Raw genomic sequence first — 22,506 nt, 5'->3', positions numbered from 1 at the left:
GAAATCATATAAATTCAGTTTACATCAATACAGTAAAACACCTAATGAACAGAACACCAAAAGCATTTCTAATTTCAGATGGGATTTGCTTGTTGCTGTTGTTGTTTTTTCTTTTTGCATTACCCAAAAATCTCTTTAAATCTCCAACCTCCTTTGTTGTAGAGGCCAGTAATGGCAATTTATTAAGTGCATCTATTGCTAAAGATGGACAATGGCGTTTCCCTGTGGCCGACAGCGTTCCCGTTAAGTTTAAAAGTTGCATTATTGCTTTTGAAGACAAACGGTTTTATCATCATTTCGGAGTCGATTTTTTGGCTATGGGCCGGGCCATGCGTCAAAATTTAAAAGCTAAAGGCGTGGTTAGTGGTGGCAGCACTTTAACCATGCAAGTGATTCGCCTATCAAGAAAACAAGACAGAACCATTTGGCAGAAATTATTGGAAATGATGCTGGCTTTCCGGCTGGAATTTAAATATTCTAAAGAAGAAATTATTGGGCTTTATGCAGCAAATGCACCTTTTGGAAGTAATGTAGTTGGCCTTGAATCAGCAAGCTGGCGATACTACGGCCGCGATGCCAAAAGCCTTTCCTGGGGCGAAATGGCTACCCTTGCTGTACTCCCCAATAGCCCTTCTCTGGTTCATCCGGGTAAAAATTTAGCAAAACTAATTAAAAAGCGAAATGACTTACTGGATAAGCTGGTTAAATTAAAATACATCGATCAAACCACGGCCAATTTATCGAAATTAGAACCTGTTCCCGGCAAACCACTGCCCTTACCTCAAAATGCTCAACATTTGCTCAACCGCTTTAAAACGGAACGCAATCTGCTCAATATTAACTCAACCAGAATCACTTCAACCTTAAACGAAAACATTCAGCTTAAAGTAAGTTACATTTTAAAAAGATACAATAACCGTTACCGGGCAAACGACATTAACAACATTTCTGCCCTCGTTTTGGATGCCCGAAGCGGAGAAGTAGTCAGTTATGTAGGCAATGTTTATCAACCCGATGACCCGCTTTTGCAAAGTCATGTAGACATGATTAAAGCATCAAGAAGTCCGGGCAGTACCCTAAAACCATTATTATATGCCAGTATGCTCAATGATGGTTTTATTTTGCCACACACGTTAATTCCTGATATTCCAACGCAAATAGCGGGTTATTCGCCGCAAAATTATGATTTGGGTTACGATGGCGCCATTGCCGCCGATAAGGCATTGAGCCGCTCGCTAAACATCCCTGCGGTTAAAATGCTGCAACAATATAAGTATGAAAGATTTTACGATAAACTAAAAAAACTAGGTATCGGTACTTTAAATCAGCCTGCAGATCATTATGGCTTATCGTTAATTTTGGGTGGCAGTGAGGTAACCATGTGGGATTTAGCCAACACTTACATGGGCATGGTGCGAACCCTAAACCATTATAACACCTACAAAGGTTTGTATAATCCAGCCGATTATCATCCCGCAGTGTATGTAAAGCAAACACATAAAGGCGAGGCCGATGTACAGCGAAATTCTTTTTTAGATCATGCCTCAATATGGTCTACTTTTAATGCCATGGAAGAAGTAATGCGTCCCGGAGATGAGGGTTTATGGGAACAATTCTCTTCCTCTCAACGGGTAGCCTGGAAAACAGGAACAAGCTTTGGCTTTCGCGATGCCTGGGCTGTTGGCGTAACACCAGATTATGTAGTTTGCGTTTGGGTGGGCAATGCCGATGGTGAAGGCAGGCCAGGTTTGGTTGGTATTGAAGCCGCTGCGCCTGTGTTATTTGATATTTTCAGACTTTTACCTAATGGAAAATGGTTTGAACCCCCTGTAACTAAACTTAAAAAAATTAAGATTTGTAAACAAAGTGGTTATAAAGCAGGCGAAAATTGTCCGGATGCGGTGGAAGAAATGGTACCTCCCGCCGGAGAAAAAACGGCCTCCTGCCCTTTTCATAAAATCATTCACTTAGACAGAACAGCAACCTACCGGGTAACTGATCAGTGTGAAAGTGTAACCAGTATGACGCACAAAAGCTGGTTTATTCTGCCGCCGGCTATGGAATATTATTATAAAATTAAAAACAGCGATTATAAGCTTTTACCTCCATTTATGGCAGGCTGCGACCCCACTAGTGGGAATGTAATGGAATTGATTTATCCAAAAAATGGAGCATCAGTTTACATTCCTTTAGAATTGGACGGATCAAGAGGGAAAATTGTTTTAAATGCAGCGCACCGAAATGCTGGTTCAAAAATATACTGGCATATAGATAACGAATATGTGGCCACTACAACCAATTACCATCAACTGGCCGTTAGTCCGCCGGCAGGTAAACATACCTTAACCCTGGTTGATGAGAACGGAGAAAGATTGGTTCAAGTATTTACCGTATTGGATAAAGACAAGAAAAAGAAGTAAAAAATCTTATTTACCGGCTTTAAGAAATTGCTTGTATCCCGAAGAATTACTTTAAACAACCGGTTTCCTTAAACCGTCTTAAGTTTTTTAAACGCGATTGTAGCGGCATCCCCCGATTTTTCATCGGGGATACAGCGGAAAGCGGGAACAAATAATCCGAAGAATTACTGGCCTTCCTTTCCAAAAACAAAACTTATTTATTCCTTTCAATGACAATGGATTGATTATTTTAATCAGGAAATGAATGTGCGATAATAGTTGGCAGCCTGCAGTCCCGCTCCTGTTTCTGTCCCGATGAAAAATCGGAACATCTCACTGCGATCGGGTTTAGCGTTAACGTTGGTTTTCAAAAGAAAATCCGTTCTGCTTCGTACCTTATAATGACAGTATTGACAGGTTTAAACAGGCGTTTTAGTCACGACTAATTTCCGCTCAATCGTACCATAAACGATTAAATATTGGGCGATCATATAAGTTGCCATAATTAACGCACCACTTTGTTCAAAAGGCTGCACAAATTTATTGTAAGCAAGGGTACTGTCTGAAAGCAGGAAGAACAGTGCACCATATAAAATTAATTTAAAACTGGCGATATTTACCCTTCCATAACGATTTACAGCCATAATAGCCATAAATGAAATGATGATGGCGTACATTAAAACCGGAAACTGCAGTGCCCCTAAATTGGGCTGCAGGTAAAAAAATAAACCTGCACAAAAAACACCAAAAACAAGCACTGCCCATAAAAAATATGGATTTTTTTGATCGGGATTTGATTTATGATCCAGAATAAAGGCCCGGATATAAAAGATGTGGCAAAGCAAAAAAGCGATTAATCCATATATAAAAAAATTTGAATTGCTACCCTGACACATTAATAAAATATCGCCTGCCAGGCCAAAAACCAGACCTGCAAATATTCGTTTATGAAAGCGTCCTTTTAATTTGGTACTCAGGTATAACCAGAACAATAAAACCAAAACAATCAGCGGTTTGGAGAACATCCTTAAACGGTCATTGTTTGCGTATTCTGCATACAGCTGAACAATAAAAACAAAGAGAAATAACAGTGAAAATAGTTTAGTTTTCATTGGAATCAGGGTTTGATTTTTGCAAATTGAAGAACCAAATTAAGGATATTAATTGAATGCCAACAAAAATAACTTGATAACCAATTGGATATTTAAACAACAACACCAGGACTATTCCCAGCAATAGCCTAAAATATTCGAATTTTACCTGCCATTTTTTTTGTTCCAGCAAGGCTCCACAGCCTGTTAAGGTAAGGAGGCAAAATACAATACCCGAAACCAGTGGCAGGATACTCATTTTATTATAAGAGAACAAAATAGCGGAACCTATAATTAATGCCACTAAAAATTGTGTAAATACATATCCAGTTAATTTAGACTGATATTTTGGGTTATATTTTTGATAAGTATTTTCATCTATTTCTGGTGCTTGCTGAAAACCGCCCAGATGTTTAGGAAACCAACCCGGAGGCATGATAAAAACTTTAATTTTATCACTTAATCTGGGTGATTTTTTAGCTGTTTTTACCAAATCATCCCAATAATGAAGATTTGCCCATACTGGATTCCAGCTGGCCAAAGGTTTTGTAATACCATAATAAACCGCTTCTTCTTCCTTTTGAAAAGTTCCGAATAAACGGTCCCAGATGATTAGGGTGCCCGCATGGTTTTTATCAATATATTTTGGATTTGATCCATGATGTACCCGATGGTGTGATGGGGTATTAAGTACATATTCCAAAATGCCCATACTTTTTATGGCCCGGGTATGAATCCAAAATTGATAAAGGGTATTAAAGGAGCTTAAAGTTAAAAACATTAGCGGATCAAAGCCAATTAAAGCTAAGGGCAAATAAAAAACCCAGCTAAACCAACCCTGAAACCAGCTTTGTCTTAAAGCAACGGTTAAATTATATTCTTCTGATTGGTGATGAACAATATGTGCCGCCCATAAGGCATTAACCTGGTGGCTCATTCTATGAAACCAGTAATAAAAAAAATCGACACCAATAAAGAGGATAATCCATATCCAAATGGTTTTAGGCAACTCAAACAATCTCCAGTGCTCAAAAATATATTTATACCCAAAAAACAAGGCTGTTTTCATAAATATACCCGTAAGTTGTTGTCCTATTCCTTGACTTAAGTTGGAAATGCTATCGTTAAGCCGGTAATAGTTTAATTTTTTATAAAAATTGTATGCCACTTCTATTCCAATCAGAATAAAAAAAACGGGTACAGATAATGCAATATAATCTACTTTCATTAAAGAGTGTTTGGTTTAGTAATGAATAACCTTAAAATATTAATTTACTGATCATACTCCTCAATATCAACGAATAAGGTTATTCTTTTGTTAAAGTTAATTTAAGATTCGCAAATAGCAGCACTAAATCGGGATTAATCCTTTGTAATATTTATGTATTTCAAATCGGGTGCTTGTTTTATATTAAATTGGTTTCTACATTTGTAATGCAAATAGCTGATACGAAAAAATTTAATTTATCCTGATTGTATTTTTGCACTCACCTCATCCCATCTGTTATGAAAAAGCTATCTCTTCTATTATTTGTTATTTCTGCATCTTATTTTGCAAAAGGACAGACCTTAATTTTATCTAAAGATGCCGGACAATACATTGGAAAAACAGTAACCATTTGCGATTCTGTTTACAGTACAAAGGCTTTAGACAAAGTAAGTCTGATCAATCTTGGAGGCGCTTTTCCAAAAGAACTTCTTACCATCGTAATCAATAAAGAAGACAAGAATAAATTCCCATCAGAACCTGCAAGTATGTTTTTAGGCAACAACCTGTGTGTAAGCGGAATTATTACAGAGTTTAAGGGTAAGACTCAAATTGTGGTAACCGATCCAAAGCAAATTACGGTTAAGTAGAAGTAATTCCATTTTAGAATCAACAACCTTTAAATTATTTAAGGGCTTTCTTTAATTACATTAACTTCATTTTTTTAAGATTGATTTTTCATCTGCAAGTTTAAAACTACCAGTCCGGGTGTTTTATTGAAATAACCATCCCCTGCCCATCCTTAGTTTAGGAGGGCAGTTTTTGGTTGGAAAGAGAGCGCTAAATTTAAGGGAATGTTCCTCGGAAGGTATGATGTTAAAAAAATGGAGGTTGGCCTGTATTAGCCCTGGTTAGTCGGCAGGTGATGGAAACCTACCGACTGTCCAAAGCATTAGATATCCTTATTATCCATTTGAAGATTAGAAATGCTTTTCAATTCTGCTAATCCTTTATACCAATTGTATAAAATCCGTGTTATATGTATGTTTTACCGGGACGAAATTTTTGAGCATAATCACTCCCTGCCTGTTTTATATCCATGAAACAGACACCCGATCAAAATAAATTTTAAATCAAAAACTCCGGATTAATTGGATGATAAAATTTTTATATTAATTGCCTGTTTACCCGTTTTACCGGATAAAATCTGATAATCTACCTTAATTCCTTCTTTTAATTCTTTGGGGTCTCCGTGGATAATTTTCTCGCAATCGGCAAAAATTGCTTCGCTTCCATTTTCTGAACTGATAAATCCAAATCCTCTGTTTGGGTTATACCACTTTATAATTCCTTTTGGCATGATTCATTTTTAGGGATGATAATGAATAATTTTCGCGGCTAAAATCAATATTTTTAATTCGGGTTGCTTAATACTTTAAACAGATGACATAAAATCCTTGACAGATAACAGATTACCCGTTATTAAATATTTTTAAACAGACGAAAATTCCGGGAAAATTGCATGTTTAAACACATTAAAAAATTTAAACAAACCGTAAAATTTATAGCTTTGATTTTTTGATCCTCTTAAAGAATAACATCAATGCTGTTAAAAAGGAATACTTTAATTGCCATATTAATTTTGCTGATCGTCGCTTTTACCTTGCTCAGCATCTTTATTGCCCATCACCCAATACTTTTATTTGATATTGATATTTCCGTATTTATTCAAAAATATCATTCAGATTTTTTAGATAAAGTGATGCTGGCCATCAGTATTTTTGGTGAAATTCCTTTTTCTTTAGTATCAGTTTTAGTCGTAGCAGGCATATTTTACTTTAAAAAGTATAAAAGAGAAGCCCTTTATATTGCCCTTATATTATTTTCAGGTTTAATTATTTTAGGTATAAAAAACATGATTAACCGGCCAAGGCCTACCGCTTTCTATGTCAGATTGGTTGAAGTAAACCGGTTTCAGAGTTATCCTAGTGGACATGTACTTTCTTATGTCTTATTTTTTGGTTTCTTAATTATCTTAATGAATACCTTAAATAATATCCCTAAGGCAACCCGATTAATTCTTACTTATATTTCCGGTTTTTTAATTATAACCATCGCTATTTCCCGGATTTATTTAGGTGCGCATTGGTTTACAGATACTTTAGGTGGATTTTTATTGGGATTAATATGCTTATTTCCGCTTTGCTACTTTTATTTTAAAAATAAGAAGGCTTATATTGCCAATACGGTATCAGATTCCAATCTGGAAGCATTGTAACGGGGTTATGTAAAGAATATGTAACAAGAATATAAAATTAGGGTTACGAAAAACATTTGTGCATCTTTTATGGTTAAACTTGTGCTTTATCAAAGCTTATTTTTAGATCATGAATTTGTCTTCAACAACCAGATTTTCTAAGCGTTCAAATGATTATCAAAAATACCGCCCTTCTTATCCTGAGGCTGTTGTAACGTACTTAGAACAAACTATTGGACTAAATAAGGACTCTAAAATTGCCGATATCGGTTCGGGTACAGGCATTTTTTCTGCATTGCTGTTAAAACATGGTTATGCATTAAAGGGTATTGAACCCAATGAAGATATGAGGCTGCATGCTGAAAACAGGTTAAGTCATTATGATTATTTTGAAAGTGTAGACGGTACAGCAGAAGAAACGGGTTTAGACAATCAAAGTATCGACTTAATTACTGCAGCCCAATCATTTCACTGGTTTGATATTCCAAGGGTTAAAGAAGAGTTTTACCGCATTGCAAAACCCGGGGCGCATGTACTTTTAATCTGGAATATTTTACAAGACAGAACTGATTTTTTAAAAGAATATCAGGCTTTGAAAGCTAAATATGCACCGGATGTAGTTCATCCACACCGTGCTAATCTGGAAAATATTCAGGACTTTTTTAAGCCACACGAACTTACCATTCAAAATCTTTATCATAGTCAAAATTTAGATAAAACATCTTTAAAAGGCTATTTGTTGTCTTTTTCAACTGTTCCGTTATTCGATCATCCGGATTACGATTCGATGATTGAAGAATTAGAAATATTATTTGATCAGCATGAACATAATGGACAGGTAAAAATGGAATACGAAACCAGGTTATACCTGGCACAAATTTCCTGACAGATTTTAGTATCCGTTCCTTCCCTATAATTTCTTACCTTTAAAAATAGCCTATCTTAATGAAAATATTGTGGAAGTATCTTAAACCCCACCGGGTACTAATTTTTTTATCTTTATTGTTAGCTGCAGCTTCACAGTTACTCAACCTGCTCGATCCGGTTATTTTCGGGAAAATTATTGACCAATATGCAACCAATAAAAATAATTTAAGTGAAAACGGACTTATTCGTGAAGTGCTTTCTTGGCTTTTACTTGCTTTGGGTATCGCAGTACTAGCCAAATTGTTAAAATCTTTTCAGGAATATATAACGAGACAAACGGTTGCAAAATTTGGTATGAATATTTTTAACGATGGTCTTAAACAAACCTTAAGGCTGTCTTTTCAGGAATTTGAAGAAAGCAGAAGCGGTACAACCCTGGCGGTATTGCAAAAGGTAAAAACCGATGCCGAACGCTTCATCAATTCTTTTATCAACGTACTGTTTTCTTCGCTGGTTGGTGTTGGTTTTCTGCTTTGGTACAGTTTGAATAAAAACTGGTTGTTAGTTCCCGTGTTTTTTGTTGGTGTTTTATTGTTAGGCTCTTTAACGGGTCTTGTTTCCAAGAAAATAAAAGCCATTCAACGCTCTATAAACCGGCAAACAGATGCTCAGGCTGGTGTTATTACTGAGAGTCTGCGTAATATAGAACTGGTTAAAAGTCTTGGTTTAACTTTTTCAGAAATCCGGCGATTAAATAAACAAACCCTTAAAATATTTGACCTTGAAATGCTGAAAGCAAAAAAGGTAAGCACCCTCTCCTTTCTTCAGGGTAACATGCTTAATCTGCTTAAACAATCGGTATTATTTATTTTACTTTGGTTAATTTTCAGGAAAGTTTTAAGTACAGGAGAGCTAATTGCTATGCAATTTATATCTACTGCAATATTTACACCTTTGCAGGATTTAGGGAATATGATTATTCTTTACCGTGAGGCCGATGCTTCATTAAATAACTTTGACAGGTTGATGAATAAGCCAGTTGAGCAACGCCCCGATCACTCTGTTGAAATTGGCGAACTGGAAGATTTGAGATTTGATCAGGTCGTTTTCAAACATCAAACCGCGGGTTACAATGCAATTGATAATATTTCTTTTGAGATTAAAACCGGACAAACAGTTGCTTTCGTTGGCCCTTCCGGATCAGGCAAATCAACTTTAGTTAAATTGCTGGTTGGCTTGTATGTGCCTGTTAGCGGCGAAATTTGCTTTAATGCGGTAAGTTCAGTAAAAATCAGGTATAATCCTTTGAGGCGGCAAATTGGCTTCGTTACCCAGGATACACAGCTTTATGCAGGCACCATTAAGGATAATATGCTTTTTGTAAATCCTGCAGCTACTGATGAAGAAATTAATGAGGCTTTGAGAAAAGCTTCGGCTACAGGTTTAATTGCAAAAGCTTCGCATGGCATCAATACAATTTTGGGCGAAAACGGCATGAAACTTTCCGGAGGTGAAAAACAAAGATTATCCATTGCCCGGGCATTATTAAGGCAACCTCGTTTACTTATTTTTGATGAAGCTACTTCTGCCCTGGATTCTTTAACTGAAGAAGAAATTACAGGTACCATCCGCGAAATTTCTAACCGAAGGGAACAAATGACCATCCTGATTGCGCACAGACTTTCGACTATTATGCATGCAGATACGATTTATGTGCTGGAGAAAGGAAAAATTTCTGAAACGGGATCGCATGATGAATTGCTGAAACAACAGGGTTTATATTATTCTATGTGGCGTCAGCAAATTGGCGAAAGAAGATAATTGATTAAATAAGGTAATTGCGTTATCTAAATCTTTCTAAGCTTAGTGTCATCCCGGGCTTGTTGAAAGATCTACCATACAAACACAAAACTGATTGCCTTAGGTATTTTATGCTGCTGTGTGTTAACTAAACCTGATTGAAGCGGTATCCCCCGATTTTTCTTCGGGGATATAGCATAAAGCGGGACTAACTTTCAAAAGAAATTCAACCCTTGGTTTACCAAACAAAATTATAGTTCTGAATATTTAATTACTCAGCTTGAAGTATTGATTACAAGTAATTAAATACTTTTTCTGTACCTGCGTTTCCAGATTTTATACCATTCTTTATTTTTAGGGTAACTTCGGTGCGAAGTGGCATTATTGCAAAGTATAGCAACTAATACTAAAATAATTACGCCGGATAAAACCGGGCTCAATACGTACATATAACCTAGCGCCTGTATTTTAGGCGAACTTAAATTGGCAATTAAAGCGGTTGCACCACCTGGCGGATGGAGCGTTTTGGTAATTTGCATAAAAACAATGGACAACGAAACAGACAAAGCTGAACTTAGCCAAAGTTCTCCGGGAATGAGTTTATAGATAGTTACCCCTACCAGAGCAGAAACAACATGACCACCAATTACGTTCCGGGGTTGTGCCAGCGGACTGTTAATTAAACCATAAATAAGTACTGAAGATGCACCAAAAGAACCAATTAGAAAAAGATTTTCATAAGCGGTGAAATATTTACTATTAAGAAACCCGATAATTCCGATGCCCAAAAATGAACCAACAAAAGTCCAGAAATGCTCCCTGAAATCGATTAATGTTTCTTTATAAAATATGTATTTGGCCTTGCGGTATTGCCTCCTGATGTGTTTTTTCAATGCATATTATTTTTATGCATAATTACGACTAAAATTCTAGAGTATTAAATTTTTGATTATTTTATAATAATTGAACATTTTAAAAACCATAATCAACCAAAACTGTTACACCAATATGCACCCTTTTAATATCCATATTGTTCATAGTCAACACCATTTGACCTTAACTATATTGCCAGAAGAAGATTACTATAAAATCATCTATTTTGGCGGCATAATTGGTGCTATCCGTAATCTTGGAAATGACTGGGAGCTTGTACCAGAAGAAGACATTTTACCTGGAGACCTACCTCCTTTTGATTATCAACACGGCAGACAAGACTGGCCGGAATTACATTTAAATACCCTGGAAATTAATCAGATTGCCGGTGAAATTGAAAATCATCTTTCTCACCCTGCAAATTGAAAAGATTAAAACTATAACCAGCTTTCAACACATTTATCATTTTAATTTAAATGAATAATGAATCCGTCAGGCAGGCTAAAAATGGAAACAGAAACTAATCAAAAAATTGCCCGCTTAAATAATACCATTTCCCATGTTCAAGCTTAAAGGTTGACCGTTCGTGATGAATATGCAATTGTGAACCATTTTGATAATAAGCTTTAAATTCTACAACCTCACCCATCGCTTCACAAATCTCGAGCTTTAACCAGATGTTGGCAACAGCCCAGTTTTGGACGGCTTTTTTAGCATGCAGATGCCGCTGACTTTTATGGGTAGTTTCGACCAGGTAATCTATCAAATGCAAAGCATAGGCACAATATCGTGAACGCATTAATGCTTCAGCACTTGCAGGAATGGCCTTATTTTGGTGAAAAGGTTTGCAACAATCTGCATAACTTAATCCGGAGCAACAGGCACAATTGGTTGTATTCATATTGAATTTCAAAGGTATTAATAACAAGCTATAATTTATACCAGGAGCAAAAGTTTAGGCTGTAAATCTTAATTATGCGTTTTAATAAACTAAAGCCCTCTTTAGTTTTAAACATTTAAATATTGTTCGATAAATGATTTCCGGGTGATTAATTTCAAATAGGTATAATCGCCTGATGCCTGCTTTCTTTTTTTAAGTTCGTACAAAAAATGGCCACCCAAATCAACAATAATAGGTGCTTTAGCCATAAACCATACTGCATGTGGTTGTTTCCAGCAATAGGAATAGTAATGGCTGGTTATGGCTACTTTTTTTAATTCAGGATGGTAAAAGTTTAAAACCTTCGGTTTTGTTAATCCATTTAAAATTTCAGTTTTCCGAATCATAGAAAGATGATCTGTATGACAGAATTCATAATTTTCTAAAGCAGGATCATCTACATCCGGCAGGTTTTTTAATATCCTGAAGCCCTTAAACTTTTTGCCGTTTAACACCCAAATCAATTTAGGATAAAAAGCTTCCCGGCTGCTGAGCTCGGCCAGGGTAATGGGCGAATTTTGGAATTCGATTGTAAAGCCTGAAGGTGTATGCACGTCTGCCCGATGAATTTCTCCCAGCTTATCATCATAAAAACCAATCTCCCGGCAGTTTTCAGGGAAAGCCAGTTTCCAGTTTCGGTGCCAGGGCGTTTCTCTAGCATAGTATTCTTTAACCTTTGCTGGTTTAACCTCAATTTGATCCGGCTCTTCATTAAAGCTATACTGCTGTATTGACAATGATTCAGAATCTTTAAACTTCATGTGCGGATAAACACATTATTTTAGGTAAAACAATTATTAATAAACAGAAACAAATATATACTAATATTTTTAGTGTAAAAACAAAAAATGATTGTATTTTTAGCCAAAATACAATCAGCAAAAAATCACCGTTTAAATGATGCTGATTAAAAATTTTCGGGCATCTTTGCAAAAACAGCAAACAACTGCCTAAAATATTTGGCTAATCATAAATAAGTCCTGCTTTATAATAGCGGGGTGATAAATGCAATACATTGAACGATAATCAGCTCATACTCGATTTTCTTAAACTGACCAACCAACCGGTTTTCTTAACAGGAAAGGCCGGAACAGGAAAAACAACCCTGCTCAAACACATAAAAGATACCACTGAAAAGAACTTTGCTATTGTTGCACCTACAGCAGTGGCGGCAATTAATGCCGGTGGAGTAACACTCCACTCCTTTTTTCAAATTCCATTTGGTCCACTTATTCCGGTAAAGCAAGGCGAGGTATCTGTTCAGGAGGTACGGTATTCTGAAGATAAAATTAAATTGTTGAGGTGCCTGGATCTGCTTATTATTGATGAGATCAGTATGGTTAGGGCAGATTTAATTGATTTTATTGATCATGCACTGCGTACCGTTAAAGCCTCATCACGCCCTTTTGGTGGTGTACAGGTTTTGATGATTGGCGATCTTTATCAACTCTCTCCCATTGCTCATGATGCCTGGCATATCCTTAAAACCTATTATCCAAGCCCATATTTTTTCGACAGCCAGGTATTACGCTCCATTTCCATGACTACTTTTCAGCTGGATAAAGTTTATCGCCAGTCTGATCCTGTTTTTCTGGATATTTTAAATGGAATAAGAGAAAACACACTTAGTTCAGCTTTGCTGGACCGGCTTAACGAACGTTACGATCCGGGTTTAGATGAGGTATGGAAAGACGAATATGTAACCTTAACAACACACAATCATCTGGTTACGCAAATTAATCAGGAGTGTTTAGAAAAATTAGCAGGCGAAATATACTTGCATCAGGCCGTAATCTCAGGAGATTTCCCCAAAGATGCCTACCCGGTTGATGAAATACTACAATTAAAAGTTGGTGCACAGGTGATGTTTATTAAAAATGATTCATCAGGCAAAAAACAATTTTATAATGGTAAAGCTGCAAAGATTTTAGCCATCAACAGCGATTCGGTTAAAGTGCAGTTTATAGATGATGGTTCTGCGCTGGAAGTGATACCCGAAGAATGGCAAAACCTTAAATACAACCTTAATCAGGAAGAAAATAAAATTAACGAAGTTAATACAGGTACATTCTCTCAATACCCTTTTAAACTGGCCTGGGCCATCACCGTGCATAAAAGTCAGGGCTTAACCTTTGAGCAAGCGATTGTTGATGTAAGTTCTTCTTTTACCCACGGCCAGGCTTATGTTGCTTTAAGCCGCTGTCGCAGCCTGGAAGGATTGGTGTTAAAATCGCCTGTTAAAATGGAAAATATCATTACCGATTCAGGCGTCATCAAGTTTACTAAGCAATCTACCGAAACAAAACCAGATCATAAACAACTGGATTTTTACCGGATGGCCTTTGAATGGAGTTTAATTGATGATCTGCTTGATTTTCAGATGATTCAAAATCATTGGCAGCAGCTTAAATTATCTAATTTTAACCATACGGTAGAGAATAGTGCTTTTCGTAAATTAATGGATCAGTGCAGTAAAATATTAGAAACAGAAATTATAAAAATCGCCAATCAGTTTAAAAATCAGGAACGTTCTAAAATACCGGAAACTAATGATCTTAAAACGGAAAACTTATTTATGGAGCGCCTTAAAAAAGCATCTGCCTATTTTATTCCAAAAATTGAAGGTATTTTAAAGGAGATAATTGAATTTCATAAGCTGAAGATTTACCGGGATGAACATTCGGAGAAAATTTTAAACCTGTTGAATTATTGCTTTAATGCTTTAAACATTAAACTGGAATTATTTAAAATTTCATGGGATAATTTTAATCCGGTTACGTATATGCAAGCCTATCATGCAGGCAGCATAAAAGAAATTGATCAGAAAACTGAAGCTGTTAAAAAAATAGACGCACCTAAAAAAATTATAAACCCGCTACTCTATCACGATTTGCTGTCCTGGAGAAAAGGAGTTAGTGAGAAAAGAAATGTTGCTGAGCATACCATACTCTCCGAACAGGTTTTACAGCTTATTGCAGAAAAACTACCAAAATCTACGGAACAATTGGCGGCTATAAAAGGCGTTGGCATTGGAAATGCAACAGATCATGGAAGGGAAATTATTAAGTCGATTAATAATTACCTGGGAACCAACGAACTTTTTTAAAATGTAATTTATGAAGTGATACTGACCTTGAGTGCTGCTTTTGAAAGCGGGTATCTTAAGGCTCTTAATTGATCCATCGCTATACATAAAGCGCTGTAATTATTTGTGACTTTTAACGCGGTTAAAATATCCGGATGCATCAGTTTATCCTCAGGGCCTGTTATTAATAAATTGGCAATAAACTGAACACTTTCCCAAACCCCCGGTGCCACAAAAAAGTTAAAAGCAGCTAACATACTACTCCATTGTACTTCTCTTGCTGAAAGTAAAAAATGCCTTGATATTGGGCTAACCAGCCGCTTAAAATTAGCGTAATCCTCTTCGCAATTTGCCATTACCAATAGTGTAGAATCAATTGGAAAACGATTATGTTCTAAAGTCACCAGTTCAAGCCCGTGTGTATTAATAGTAGCTGCGCATATGCCCGAAATACTAATTAATGCCAGGTGATCATAAACCGTTGGATGCATTTTAAGATGACCGTTACGAACAAAACGAAAACCACCTTTTGCGGAGCGTTCGTTATGGTTTAAGGTGATGTAAAGCAATGAAAATTCATCTGTAAAATTCAACGCCATAACATAATGCGCTGCCTCAATTAAGCAAATGCTTAAATTACGATCCTGAGGTTCGGGGTTGGTGGGAGTAGAAAATATTGAGAGTTGCAAACGTGATAAAAATGTTCGGTTTCAGCTTTATATCTGTTGGGATAAATTTAGTAAAATTTGACCGGTCTCGGGCAAAAAACTTTTCAATAACAACCTCTAAAATGCTTTAAAGGCACTTAATTAGCTTTATACCAACACTTAATAAGAATAAATTATTTGTGCTTGTAAATCACACGATAATAAAAAATGCTGTAGCAAGCAGATCAAAATCTCCTGTTACAGCATTTACAATACCGACTTAATATTTTAGTCTATTGCTAGTATTTTATTAAATTTTGCCAGCGTTTTTACAGGTGCGTCAGCAGGATAGGTTAAGTAGTTAATCGTAAGCACCGTATTGCTGATATTAAAAGTTCCTTTTTCAAATAGATTATACTGTTGTGGAAGTTGAGTTTTAACTACCGTTCCATTGCTTTGCTTTACCCACTCTTCAGTAATATTGACTGTTAAGTTTTCTCCTTGTGCAGTATACGTCCCATTAAGGGTTACCAGATAATTGGCATCGATGGTGTTGGTCATATACATGGTAAACTTCCCGTTATCATTAAATACTATCTTTCTATTATAGGTTTGCTGGGGAGTTTCTACCCAGGCGCCTTTAATTGGATTATAGGGTGCTTCGTTATTTTTCTTTTTACAGGCAAAGATGAAAAGTGAAGAAATGAACAGAAGCGAGACAAGTTTCAGCGTTTTTTTCATAACAGTTGTATTGGTTTTATTATTAAACGTGCAGCAATGTTAAAGTGCTACATAAATTATTTATAAATTTTTTCCACCATACTTCTATTTTATTCTAAATAATAATTAATAATACATTATAAAAATTAATATAATACATTTTAAATACAAAAATAAAATAATAAATGTATTATTAATAATATATTTACTCTTATACCTGATCTAAAAAACACTCCATATGCTTTCCCTCCCACTAACAACCTTAAAACTTAAACTTCAAAGTTTAGGAGCCCTGCGTTCTGATGCCTGGGTGCTTATTTCGGAAACCATCCAATGTTCCGTTATTAAAACAGATGAAAATTTTAACAGACAGGAAGGGCAAATTGCCTGGTTATCAAACGGATTATTTAAAGAATATGACGCTGATGAACGAAAAAGACCTTCTATTGTAAATTTCATTCCACAAGGCCACTGTATATTAACCCGAAAATTGAATAAGCGTTTTTATTTAAAGGCTTGTGCAGATTCTTGTGTTTTGCACATGAATTTTGAGCAACTAATAAGCTTATATCATCATTTTAAAGAGCTAAAACCTATTTATGATGCACTTTGTGCAGATTATGATGAAGGAATGGTTTACCGCCAAAGAATACTGGAAGAAAAATCTGCTCAAAGAAAAATTGAACTTTTTCTGATAAGGTATCGCCCTCACTTAATTGAAATTCAAAAAAAGGACATCTGCAATTACCTGAAACTTAATTATGATTATTTCACCTCCATTTACTTCAAACTACTATAAGTACAGCACATATAAAACTTTGTTTACCAAGTAAATATAGCGTTAACTACAAAGTTAAAGCTATACATATTGCTCGCTAATTTGAACCATTCAATCAGCAATATGAAACAAAATCTTTTAACGCCCTGTCAGGTCTTTAATGGCATACTATTTCTTCTGGTACTGCTTTGGGTTTATACCGCATGTAGTAAACTGCTTAGTTTTGATACATTTAAACATGAACTGAGCATGCAACATCTGCTACCGGACTTGTTAAATGCATTGAGCTATTTATTACCTGCAATAGAATTACTCACCGTTGCATTGCTGATGATTCCGCTAAGTCGAAAATCAGGCCTTATATTATCTCTTTTTTTATTGGTGTTATTTACCATTTACATCTTACTCATTTTAGCAGGCTATTTCGAAAATAAACCCTGCAGTTGTGGTGGAGTTTTAAAAATATTGGGATGGAAAACACATCTTCTCTTCAACTTATTCTTCATTACAATTAATGCCATTGGTTTATATCTTTTTACTCAGGAAGAAAGGAGGCAACTGAAAAATAGCAAAATAAAATAGTGGCTTTTGGTAACAGCTGGTATCGGCCACATTAAACGACTTTATAAATCAACAATTTTAATTTAACTAAACTTTTTCTCTTGCTTTTTCAATGTAACAAAGCATTTTTCTTATGAATAAAGACATCAAAAAATTTGGCACAGGCATACTTGCTGCTGCTTTTGGTTTAGCAATTGTATTTATTGGTGCGGCTTTTAAGGCTGATCACGCCAAAACGAACACCTATACTTTTTACTATAGTGGACCATCATTTAGTAAAACAGATGTAGAAAATGAAAACAATTGGATTTACGACAGCAGTAATGAAACTGTATGTGACGATACTCCTCAAAAAGCCTGTACCATACAGGTATCTGATACTTTCGTTAATAATCCTGCCAGTGCGCCCACACTAAAAACAAGCACCAATTTAAGTGCTCAACTTCATACTACACTTGGAACAGCTTATGTTATTGGCTCTGCAGATGAAAATATGTTAATTACTAACCGGGCCGATTAATGTATTTGAAAGGAGGATCATAAATATAGATTTGTCAGCCTGAGCTTACAGAAGAATCCGTTCAAATTTGCTTTAAAGCATTTCAACAGACTCAACTTAACAAGTCCGGGAAGGAATAAATTTATGATCCCCTTTCTTTTTAATTTTGCTGCATTCCGGTCTGTTCAATAATATCTATCGGCAATGGAAGTGCATAATACCTTGAATCGGGCTGAATACTGATCAATTTACCGTTCACCAGTCTGCTCATGATGATATTTTCACCTTCTTTATTATAGCGCTTTACATCAATCCACCTCATATTTCTCATCAATAGTTCTTTTCGTCTTTCTAAGCGAATTTTCCTGATGGCATCTGTTTTATCAGCTGATGTAACGGGTAGAAAAACAGCCGTATTTTTCCATCGCTTTTTAAGCAATAGATTCAGGTCATCCATTGCACCTTGCACATTATTTAAAGCAGCACGACATTCGGCTCTGGTGAGGTACAATTCATCCGTGGCTAAACCACTAAACAAGGTACCTGCACTAGCAGCATAACTGCCTTTAAATTGCTGATAGTTTCCATTGGCTTTGAAAAAGATAGAGCGCCTTAAATCATTTGTTGCATAATTTGCATAAAGTGTTGAATCTACCCTGGCTGTTGCCGGAATATGAAGGCCAATAAAGCTGAACATTTCAGCATAAAAGATGGTTTCTTTATTAAATTTTTTGAAAGGTACAGCGGCAGTAAGGCTCACGATACCAGGATCAGCATTATAATCCATTAACTGGCTATTTAATTTAAGGGCTTCGTCCGCATATTTCAGGGCCATATCATATTGCAGTTTATACAAATAAGCCCGGGCTAGCAAAGCATATACTGCCCCTTTTGATGGCCGGAGCTGGTTTAAAGCATAATCGGGTAAATAATTAAGGGATAACAACAGGTCGTTTATAACCTGATCATAACATTGCCTTACACTTGCCCTGGATGAAGGTTCGTTAAAATTGGAATTGAGCCGTAACACGATGCCTAAATCTTTATCCGAAGTATTTTCATCATAGGCAAATGCATATTGAGTTAATAAACCCAGAAAGTAAAATGATCTGTAAAACAAAGCAGAACCTTTTACATTATCCCAGGCTTGTGCATTCTCCTTATTCCGCTCTATTTTTATCCAGTATATCCAAACTCAGATTTGTATTGTAAACCGCCAGATAAGAATAAGACCAATCGTTGCCAATTCTGTAATCAATAGCTTTCCAAACATAAATGTCCTGACCCAAAACTCCCGCAGCATTATAGCTGCTCAGGGGCAAAAAGTAATCATCAGCGGATGTTTCGCCATAAGAAGGCGTACTTTTTATATTCATTATGGTTGCATCATCCAGTAATCCCTGTGCATCGCTTAAAGTGTGAGGGGTAACGAGTTTAGCATTCGATTTTACATCCAAATATTTTTTACAACTGTTTAAAGATGCTACAGCTAAAAAAGCAAGCATCAATTGATATATCTTTTTCATCATTTTTTTTATTTAAAAATTACCTCTTAAACCAAAACTAAACTGCCTTGCAGGTGGAATTACATCTGCATAATCGGGATCAACATTTTCTTTGCTTGCTTTCCATACCAAAGCACAATTTTGTACAATGGCATAGGCTTCCAGGTTCCGGAAAGGAAAGTGCCAGCTTGCTGTGTTAAATTTATAACTCAGGTTAATGTAATCGAGCCGGATGTTATCGCCTTTAATCGCATTGATGGTCGATGCAAGATAAAAAGCATCTCTTGGCTGATTAACAGGATACACAAAAGCAGGTACATTGGTTAAAATTTCATCCCCTGACTTTTGCCAGCGTTTTTCATAATCGCCATGCCCTTGCCCAAACGTAACCAGATTACCGTAGTTTATAGAGGATTTACTAAGATAATAACCCAAACGGTAAGAAAAATTTAACGAAATACTGAATGCTTTATATTTAAAAGTATTGATAAAAGAACCAAAGACCGTTGGACTTGCAGCACCCAGGTATTCGAGATTATTTCCGGTGGTGAAAGCCTCAATCTGCATGGCGCTGTAATTGGTGCTTACCTTTCCGTTTAGATAACCCTGCGGGTTCCCCGAAGCATCCAGGCCTGCCCACTTGTAACGGGCTATTGCATAAAGTGGTTTTCCAACTACTGGTGTAATACTTGATCCTGAAGACAACAATGCAGATAAATCAGAGCCTTGTTCCCGGTAATATTTAACAGTTTTACTGGCATTGTAGCTCAGATACAAATCGGTATTCCATTTAAAAGTACCAGTGGCTACATTCTGACTGTGTAATTCTGCATCTACTCCGTAACCTTTCATATCGGCTATATTTCTAACCAGTACACCTCTGGCGCCCCATGTTGTATAGTCGTAAGGTGCTTCTCCATATAAATCGCTACCCTTTTTAAGGTACCATGCCACTGATCCCGTTAACCTTTCCTTTGGTGAAGCAAAATCTACTTTAAGATTGAACTGTGATAATTGTTCCCATTTAAGGTTGGGGTTATTAATGTTCGAAACTCTGGTAAAAGGCAATCCGGTTACGGGATAAGTAAGATAACTGGCTACGGCCGACGCAGTTTTGGTTAAATCAACGTTACCGCTGTACCCGAAAGTAGCGGATAATTTCAAAAACGGAAGCCATTCAACATTATAGAAAGATTCATTAGAGAGTGACCAGCCAATGCCTGCCGACCAAAGTGGTTTCCATTTATCGTTGGTATTGGCTCCAAAAATATTAGAACCATCCCTCCTTATACTTCCTGAAATGGAATATTTACCCCGGTAACTATAGGCTGCATTTGCGTACAGGCTTACAAACCGGTAATGCGTAGCCAGTAAAGTGCCATCTGTGCTAATCTGGCTGTAATCACCGCCTAAAAATTCAGGATAACTTGTTACAGGATCAATAAGTGAGAAATAAAGCGGATCTTCCCGATAACCATAACGGGTTACCCCACTCGCATTTGTTTCAACATTCCGGGCTTCCACTCCTGCTATAGCATTGATAACATGTACACCAATATTTTTATTTAAGTTAAGTTGGAAACGTCCGGTCTGAGAAGCTATATCGGTAATGTCCTCGTCTTGTATTCCACCTGGGGGCACAATATATTTAACCACCCCGGTACTTCGGTTTAACTGGCTGTAAGTATTAATCAGGTCTCTGGCGGCATAACTTTCCGGATCAGAAAAAGCTTTACTGTTTGTATTTTGCTTCTGATACTGATAGCTTAAATTCAAACTCAAATAACTAAGCAACTGATATTTTAAAGCGGCACTTGCAAATAATTCCTGTTGTAATTTTGCAACTGTGGAATGCTTGTAATCTTCGGCCGGATAATATTTCCAGTTAAGCAGCTTGCCATTACCTGCGGTATCGATATAATTGCTCCTGTATTTTCGGGCAACCTCTATTGCATTTCCATCTGCATCTAAAAAAGAAAGATAAACCGGAAATCTGTTACCAATACCAATTGTTTTATAAACTGGCCGACCTGAATTTGTTTTTAACGAAGTGAAATAAACATTTGTAGCCAGAGTAAGTTTATCAAGCAACTTAAAATCATTGCTTAAACGGATGTTAAGTTTATCAGCCGTTGTGTAAGTTTCTCCTTTCTGCTTATCGTAAGCTGCAGAAAGGAAATAGGTATTTTTATTACCCCCGCCTTTTATATTTAGTCCATATTGCTGGGTAATGGCCTGGGTATAAAAATGATCTGAATAAGATTGCTGCGTATTGTTTTTAGCTAAATCAGCAAGCATAGTGCTGGCCTGTGCTGCTGAAATTTTAGCAGAACGCTGAGCAAATAAAATTTCTACTGCAGGAGTAAGTGCCTGAAAAGGGCTTTGAGCAATTTGATTATCAAAATAGCCGCTGTTAAAAAGTTTACGTTCTACTTCAATATAATCAGATGCACTCATTTCTCTGATGGCAAAAAGATCGGGTTTGGCCTGCACCATTGCACTGGCATTAAATCCTATTTGCAGAGGCTGATTTAATTTTCCTTTTTTGGTGCTGATTACCATTACTCCATTACCTGCCCTTGCACCCCAAATTGATGCCGCAGCGGCATCTTTTAAAATGCTTACATTATCAATATCATTTGGATTAATGTTGTTGATATCCCCCTCATAAATATAGCCATCCAAAACAATCAGTGGGTCTAATGGGCCATTTATTGTTCCAAGCCCGCGTATACTAATGTTGAGATTGCTTTGGGGATTCCCATTGCTTTTGCCAACATTAAAAAGTAACCCGCTACTCTGTCCGGCCAGTCGGTCCAGAATGTTTGTTCCTGCCCTGCTATTTAAAGCCTGTTCATTAATTACAGAAACGGTTCCATTAATTTCATTGGGTTTAAGGCTTTGATAACCGGTTTGCACCAATACTTCTTCTAATTGTTCAATTTTTGGTGTCATCCGTACATTTATAAAATCGTTACGGAGTACTGATTTAAAAATAGAAACATATCCAATTGCACTAAACCAAAGGGTATCCGGGAGCCTTTTAATCTGCAAGGTAAAATTGCCATCCTCGTCGGTTCCGGCCATGCCACTTTTCGCACTGCGAACAGAGACAGAAATCCGCTTACCATCTAAATCCGTTACCTTTCCTTTAATGGTAAAAGGTGGTTTTACTTGTGCCGAAGCGTTAAACACAAGCAATAAAAATATAACAGAAAGTATTATCTGTATATATTGCTGCCTTTTGGACAAAGCGTTAAAAAGAATCGTATACATG

At 36.5% G+C, this 22,506-nt stretch carries 21 protein-coding genes; 10 read left to right on the top strand and 11 right to left on the bottom strand.

What is annotated here, in order from left to right; all coding sequences use genetic code 11:
• Window positions 1-44 precede the first annotated feature (44 nt).
• Window positions 45-2,420 carry a penicillin-binding protein 1C gene (gene pbpC, locus O0955_RS06010; RefSeq protein WP_269426639.1) on the top strand — a complete coding sequence of 792 codons (2,376 nt, stop codon included), beginning with the start codon at window positions 45-47 and terminating at the stop codon, window positions 2,418-2,420.
• A 398-nt stretch (window positions 2,421-2,818) separates the two neighbouring features.
• On the opposite strand, the gene O0955_RS06005 is transcribed toward pbpC, so the two are convergent.
• Both O0955_RS06005 and O0955_RS06000 read right to left on the bottom strand, forming a co-directional pair.
• The gene (locus O0955_RS06005) at window positions 2,819-3,511 is read right to left on the bottom strand and encodes a lysoplasmalogenase (RefSeq protein ID WP_269426638.1); all 693 of its coding nucleotides are present in this window, start codon (window positions 3,509-3,511) and stop codon (window positions 2,819-2,821) included.
• Entirely contained in the window at window positions 3,501-4,718 is a 1,218-nt protein-coding gene (locus O0955_RS06000; protein ID WP_269426637.1) for a sterol desaturase family protein, read from the bottom strand. The genes O0955_RS06005 and O0955_RS06000 overlap by 11 nt, the downstream gene beginning before the upstream one ends.
• 278 nt (window positions 4,719-4,996) lie before the next feature.
• Here O0955_RS06000 and O0955_RS05995 point away from each other — a divergent pair, with 278 nt between their 5' ends.
• Complete coding sequence (locus O0955_RS05995) at window positions 4,997-5,347, top strand: hypothetical protein (protein ID WP_269426636.1); 351 nt, start codon at window positions 4,997-4,999, stop codon at window positions 5,345-5,347.
• Between the two features lie 497 nt (window positions 5,348-5,844).
• Here the strand turns inward: O0955_RS05995 and O0955_RS05990 are convergent, their stop codons facing one another.
• Entirely contained in the window at window positions 5,845-6,057 is a 213-nt protein-coding gene (locus O0955_RS05990) for a cold-shock protein (protein ID WP_269426635.1), read from the bottom strand.
• Window positions 6,058-6,300: 243 nt separating this feature from the next.
• Here O0955_RS05990 and O0955_RS05985 point away from each other — a divergent pair, with 243 nt between their 5' ends.
• The 3 genes from O0955_RS05985 to O0955_RS05975 all read left to right on the top strand — a co-directional run bounded on the left by O0955_RS05985 (window position 6,301) and on the right by O0955_RS05975 (window position 9,642).
• Window positions 6,301-6,975 (top strand): phosphatase PAP2 family protein, encoded by a 675-nt coding sequence (locus O0955_RS05985; protein ID WP_269426634.1) that lies wholly within the window; start codon window positions 6,301-6,303, stop codon window positions 6,973-6,975.
• Between the two features lie 109 nt (window positions 6,976-7,084).
• Complete coding sequence (locus O0955_RS05980) at window positions 7,085-7,840, top strand: class I SAM-dependent methyltransferase (protein ID WP_269426633.1); 756 nt, start codon at window positions 7,085-7,087, stop codon at window positions 7,838-7,840.
• A 59-nt stretch (window positions 7,841-7,899) separates the two neighbouring features.
• Complete coding sequence (locus tag O0955_RS05975) at window positions 7,900-9,642, top strand: ABC transporter ATP-binding protein (protein ID WP_269426632.1); 1,743 nt, start codon at window positions 7,900-7,902, stop codon at window positions 9,640-9,642.
• Between the two features lie 281 nt (window positions 9,643-9,923).
• On the opposite strand, the gene O0955_RS05970 is transcribed toward O0955_RS05975, so the two are convergent.
• Complete coding sequence (locus tag O0955_RS05970; RefSeq protein ID WP_269426631.1) at window positions 9,924-10,514, bottom strand: HPP family protein; 591 nt, start codon at window positions 10,512-10,514, stop codon at window positions 9,924-9,926.
• Between the two features lie 157 nt (window positions 10,515-10,671).
• On the opposite strand from O0955_RS05970, the gene O0955_RS05965 reads away from it, so the two are divergent.
• The gene (locus tag O0955_RS05965; RefSeq protein ID WP_269426630.1) at window positions 10,672-10,920 is read left to right on the top strand and encodes a hypothetical protein; all 249 of its coding nucleotides are present in this window, start codon (window positions 10,672-10,674) and stop codon (window positions 10,918-10,920) included.
• Between the two features lie 94 nt (window positions 10,921-11,014).
• Here the strand turns inward: O0955_RS05965 and O0955_RS05960 are convergent, their stop codons facing one another.
• Entirely contained in the window at window positions 11,015-11,395 is a 381-nt protein-coding gene (locus tag O0955_RS05960) for a YchJ family protein (RefSeq protein ID WP_269426629.1), read from the bottom strand.
• Window positions 11,396-11,502: 107 nt separating this feature from the next.
• Entirely contained in the window at window positions 11,503-12,195 is a 693-nt protein-coding gene (locus O0955_RS05955; RefSeq protein ID WP_269426628.1) for a competence protein CoiA family protein, read from the bottom strand.
• 254 nt (window positions 12,196-12,449) lie between these two features.
• Here O0955_RS05955 and O0955_RS05950 point away from each other — a divergent pair, with 254 nt between their 5' ends.
• A complete protein-coding gene (locus O0955_RS05950; RefSeq protein WP_269426627.1) occupies window positions 12,450-14,540 on the top strand; it encodes an HRDC domain-containing protein in 2,091 nt (696 codons plus the stop codon).
• Between the two features lie 8 nt (window positions 14,541-14,548).
• Here the strand turns inward: O0955_RS05950 and O0955_RS05945 are convergent, their stop codons facing one another.
• A complete protein-coding gene (locus tag O0955_RS05945; protein WP_269426626.1) occupies window positions 14,549-15,208 on the bottom strand; it encodes a hypothetical protein in 660 nt (219 codons plus the stop codon).
• Window positions 15,209-15,454: 246 nt separating this feature from the next.
• Window positions 15,455-15,907, bottom strand: coding sequence for a hypothetical protein (locus tag O0955_RS05940; RefSeq protein WP_269426625.1), 453 nt, complete (start codon window positions 15,905-15,907; stop codon window positions 15,455-15,457).
• Window positions 15,908-16,124: 217 nt separating this feature from the next.
• On the opposite strand from O0955_RS05940, the gene O0955_RS05935 reads away from it, so the two are divergent.
• The 3 genes from O0955_RS05935 (at window position 16,125) to O0955_RS05925 (ending at window position 17,745) form a co-directional block, all read left to right on the top strand.
• Window positions 16,125-16,685 (top strand): hypothetical protein, encoded by a 561-nt coding sequence (locus O0955_RS05935; protein WP_269426624.1) that lies wholly within the window; start codon window positions 16,125-16,127, stop codon window positions 16,683-16,685.
• A 102-nt stretch (window positions 16,686-16,787) separates the two neighbouring features.
• Entirely contained in the window at window positions 16,788-17,246 is a 459-nt protein-coding gene (locus tag O0955_RS05930) for a MauE/DoxX family redox-associated membrane protein (RefSeq protein WP_269426623.1), read from the top strand.
• Between the two features lie 112 nt (window positions 17,247-17,358).
• The gene (locus O0955_RS05925; protein WP_269426622.1) at window positions 17,359-17,745 is read left to right on the top strand and encodes a hypothetical protein; all 387 of its coding nucleotides are present in this window, start codon (window positions 17,359-17,361) and stop codon (window positions 17,743-17,745) included.
• 139 nt (window positions 17,746-17,884) lie between these two features.
• Here O0955_RS05925 and O0955_RS05920 read toward each other — a convergent pair whose 3' ends face one another.
• From O0955_RS05920 to O0955_RS05910, 3 genes are read right to left on the bottom strand one after another with little or no spacing between them, the layout of a single operon-like run.
• Window positions 17,885-18,844 carry a RagB/SusD family nutrient uptake outer membrane protein gene (locus O0955_RS05920; RefSeq protein WP_269426621.1) on the bottom strand — a complete coding sequence of 320 codons (960 nt, stop codon included), beginning with the start codon at window positions 18,842-18,844 and terminating at the stop codon, window positions 17,885-17,887.
• Window positions 18,845-18,884: 40 nt separating this feature from the next.
• Complete coding sequence (locus O0955_RS05915; RefSeq protein ID WP_269426620.1) at window positions 18,885-19,253, bottom strand: RagB/SusD family nutrient uptake outer membrane protein; 369 nt, start codon at window positions 19,251-19,253, stop codon at window positions 18,885-18,887.
• 9 nt (window positions 19,254-19,262) lie between these two features.
• Window positions 19,263-22,505 (bottom strand): SusC/RagA family TonB-linked outer membrane protein, encoded by a 3,243-nt coding sequence (locus tag O0955_RS05910; protein ID WP_269426619.1) that lies wholly within the window; start codon window positions 22,503-22,505, stop codon window positions 19,263-19,265.
• Between the last annotated feature and the right edge of the window lies 1 nt (window position 22,506).

Origin of the sequence: Pedobacter punctiformis (genome assembly GCF_027213715.1) — a bacterium.
Taxonomy (GTDB): Bacteria; Bacteroidota; Bacteroidia; order Sphingobacteriales; family Sphingobacteriaceae; genus Pedobacter; species Pedobacter punctiformis.
This window is presented reverse-complemented; position numbering and strand designations above follow the sequence as displayed.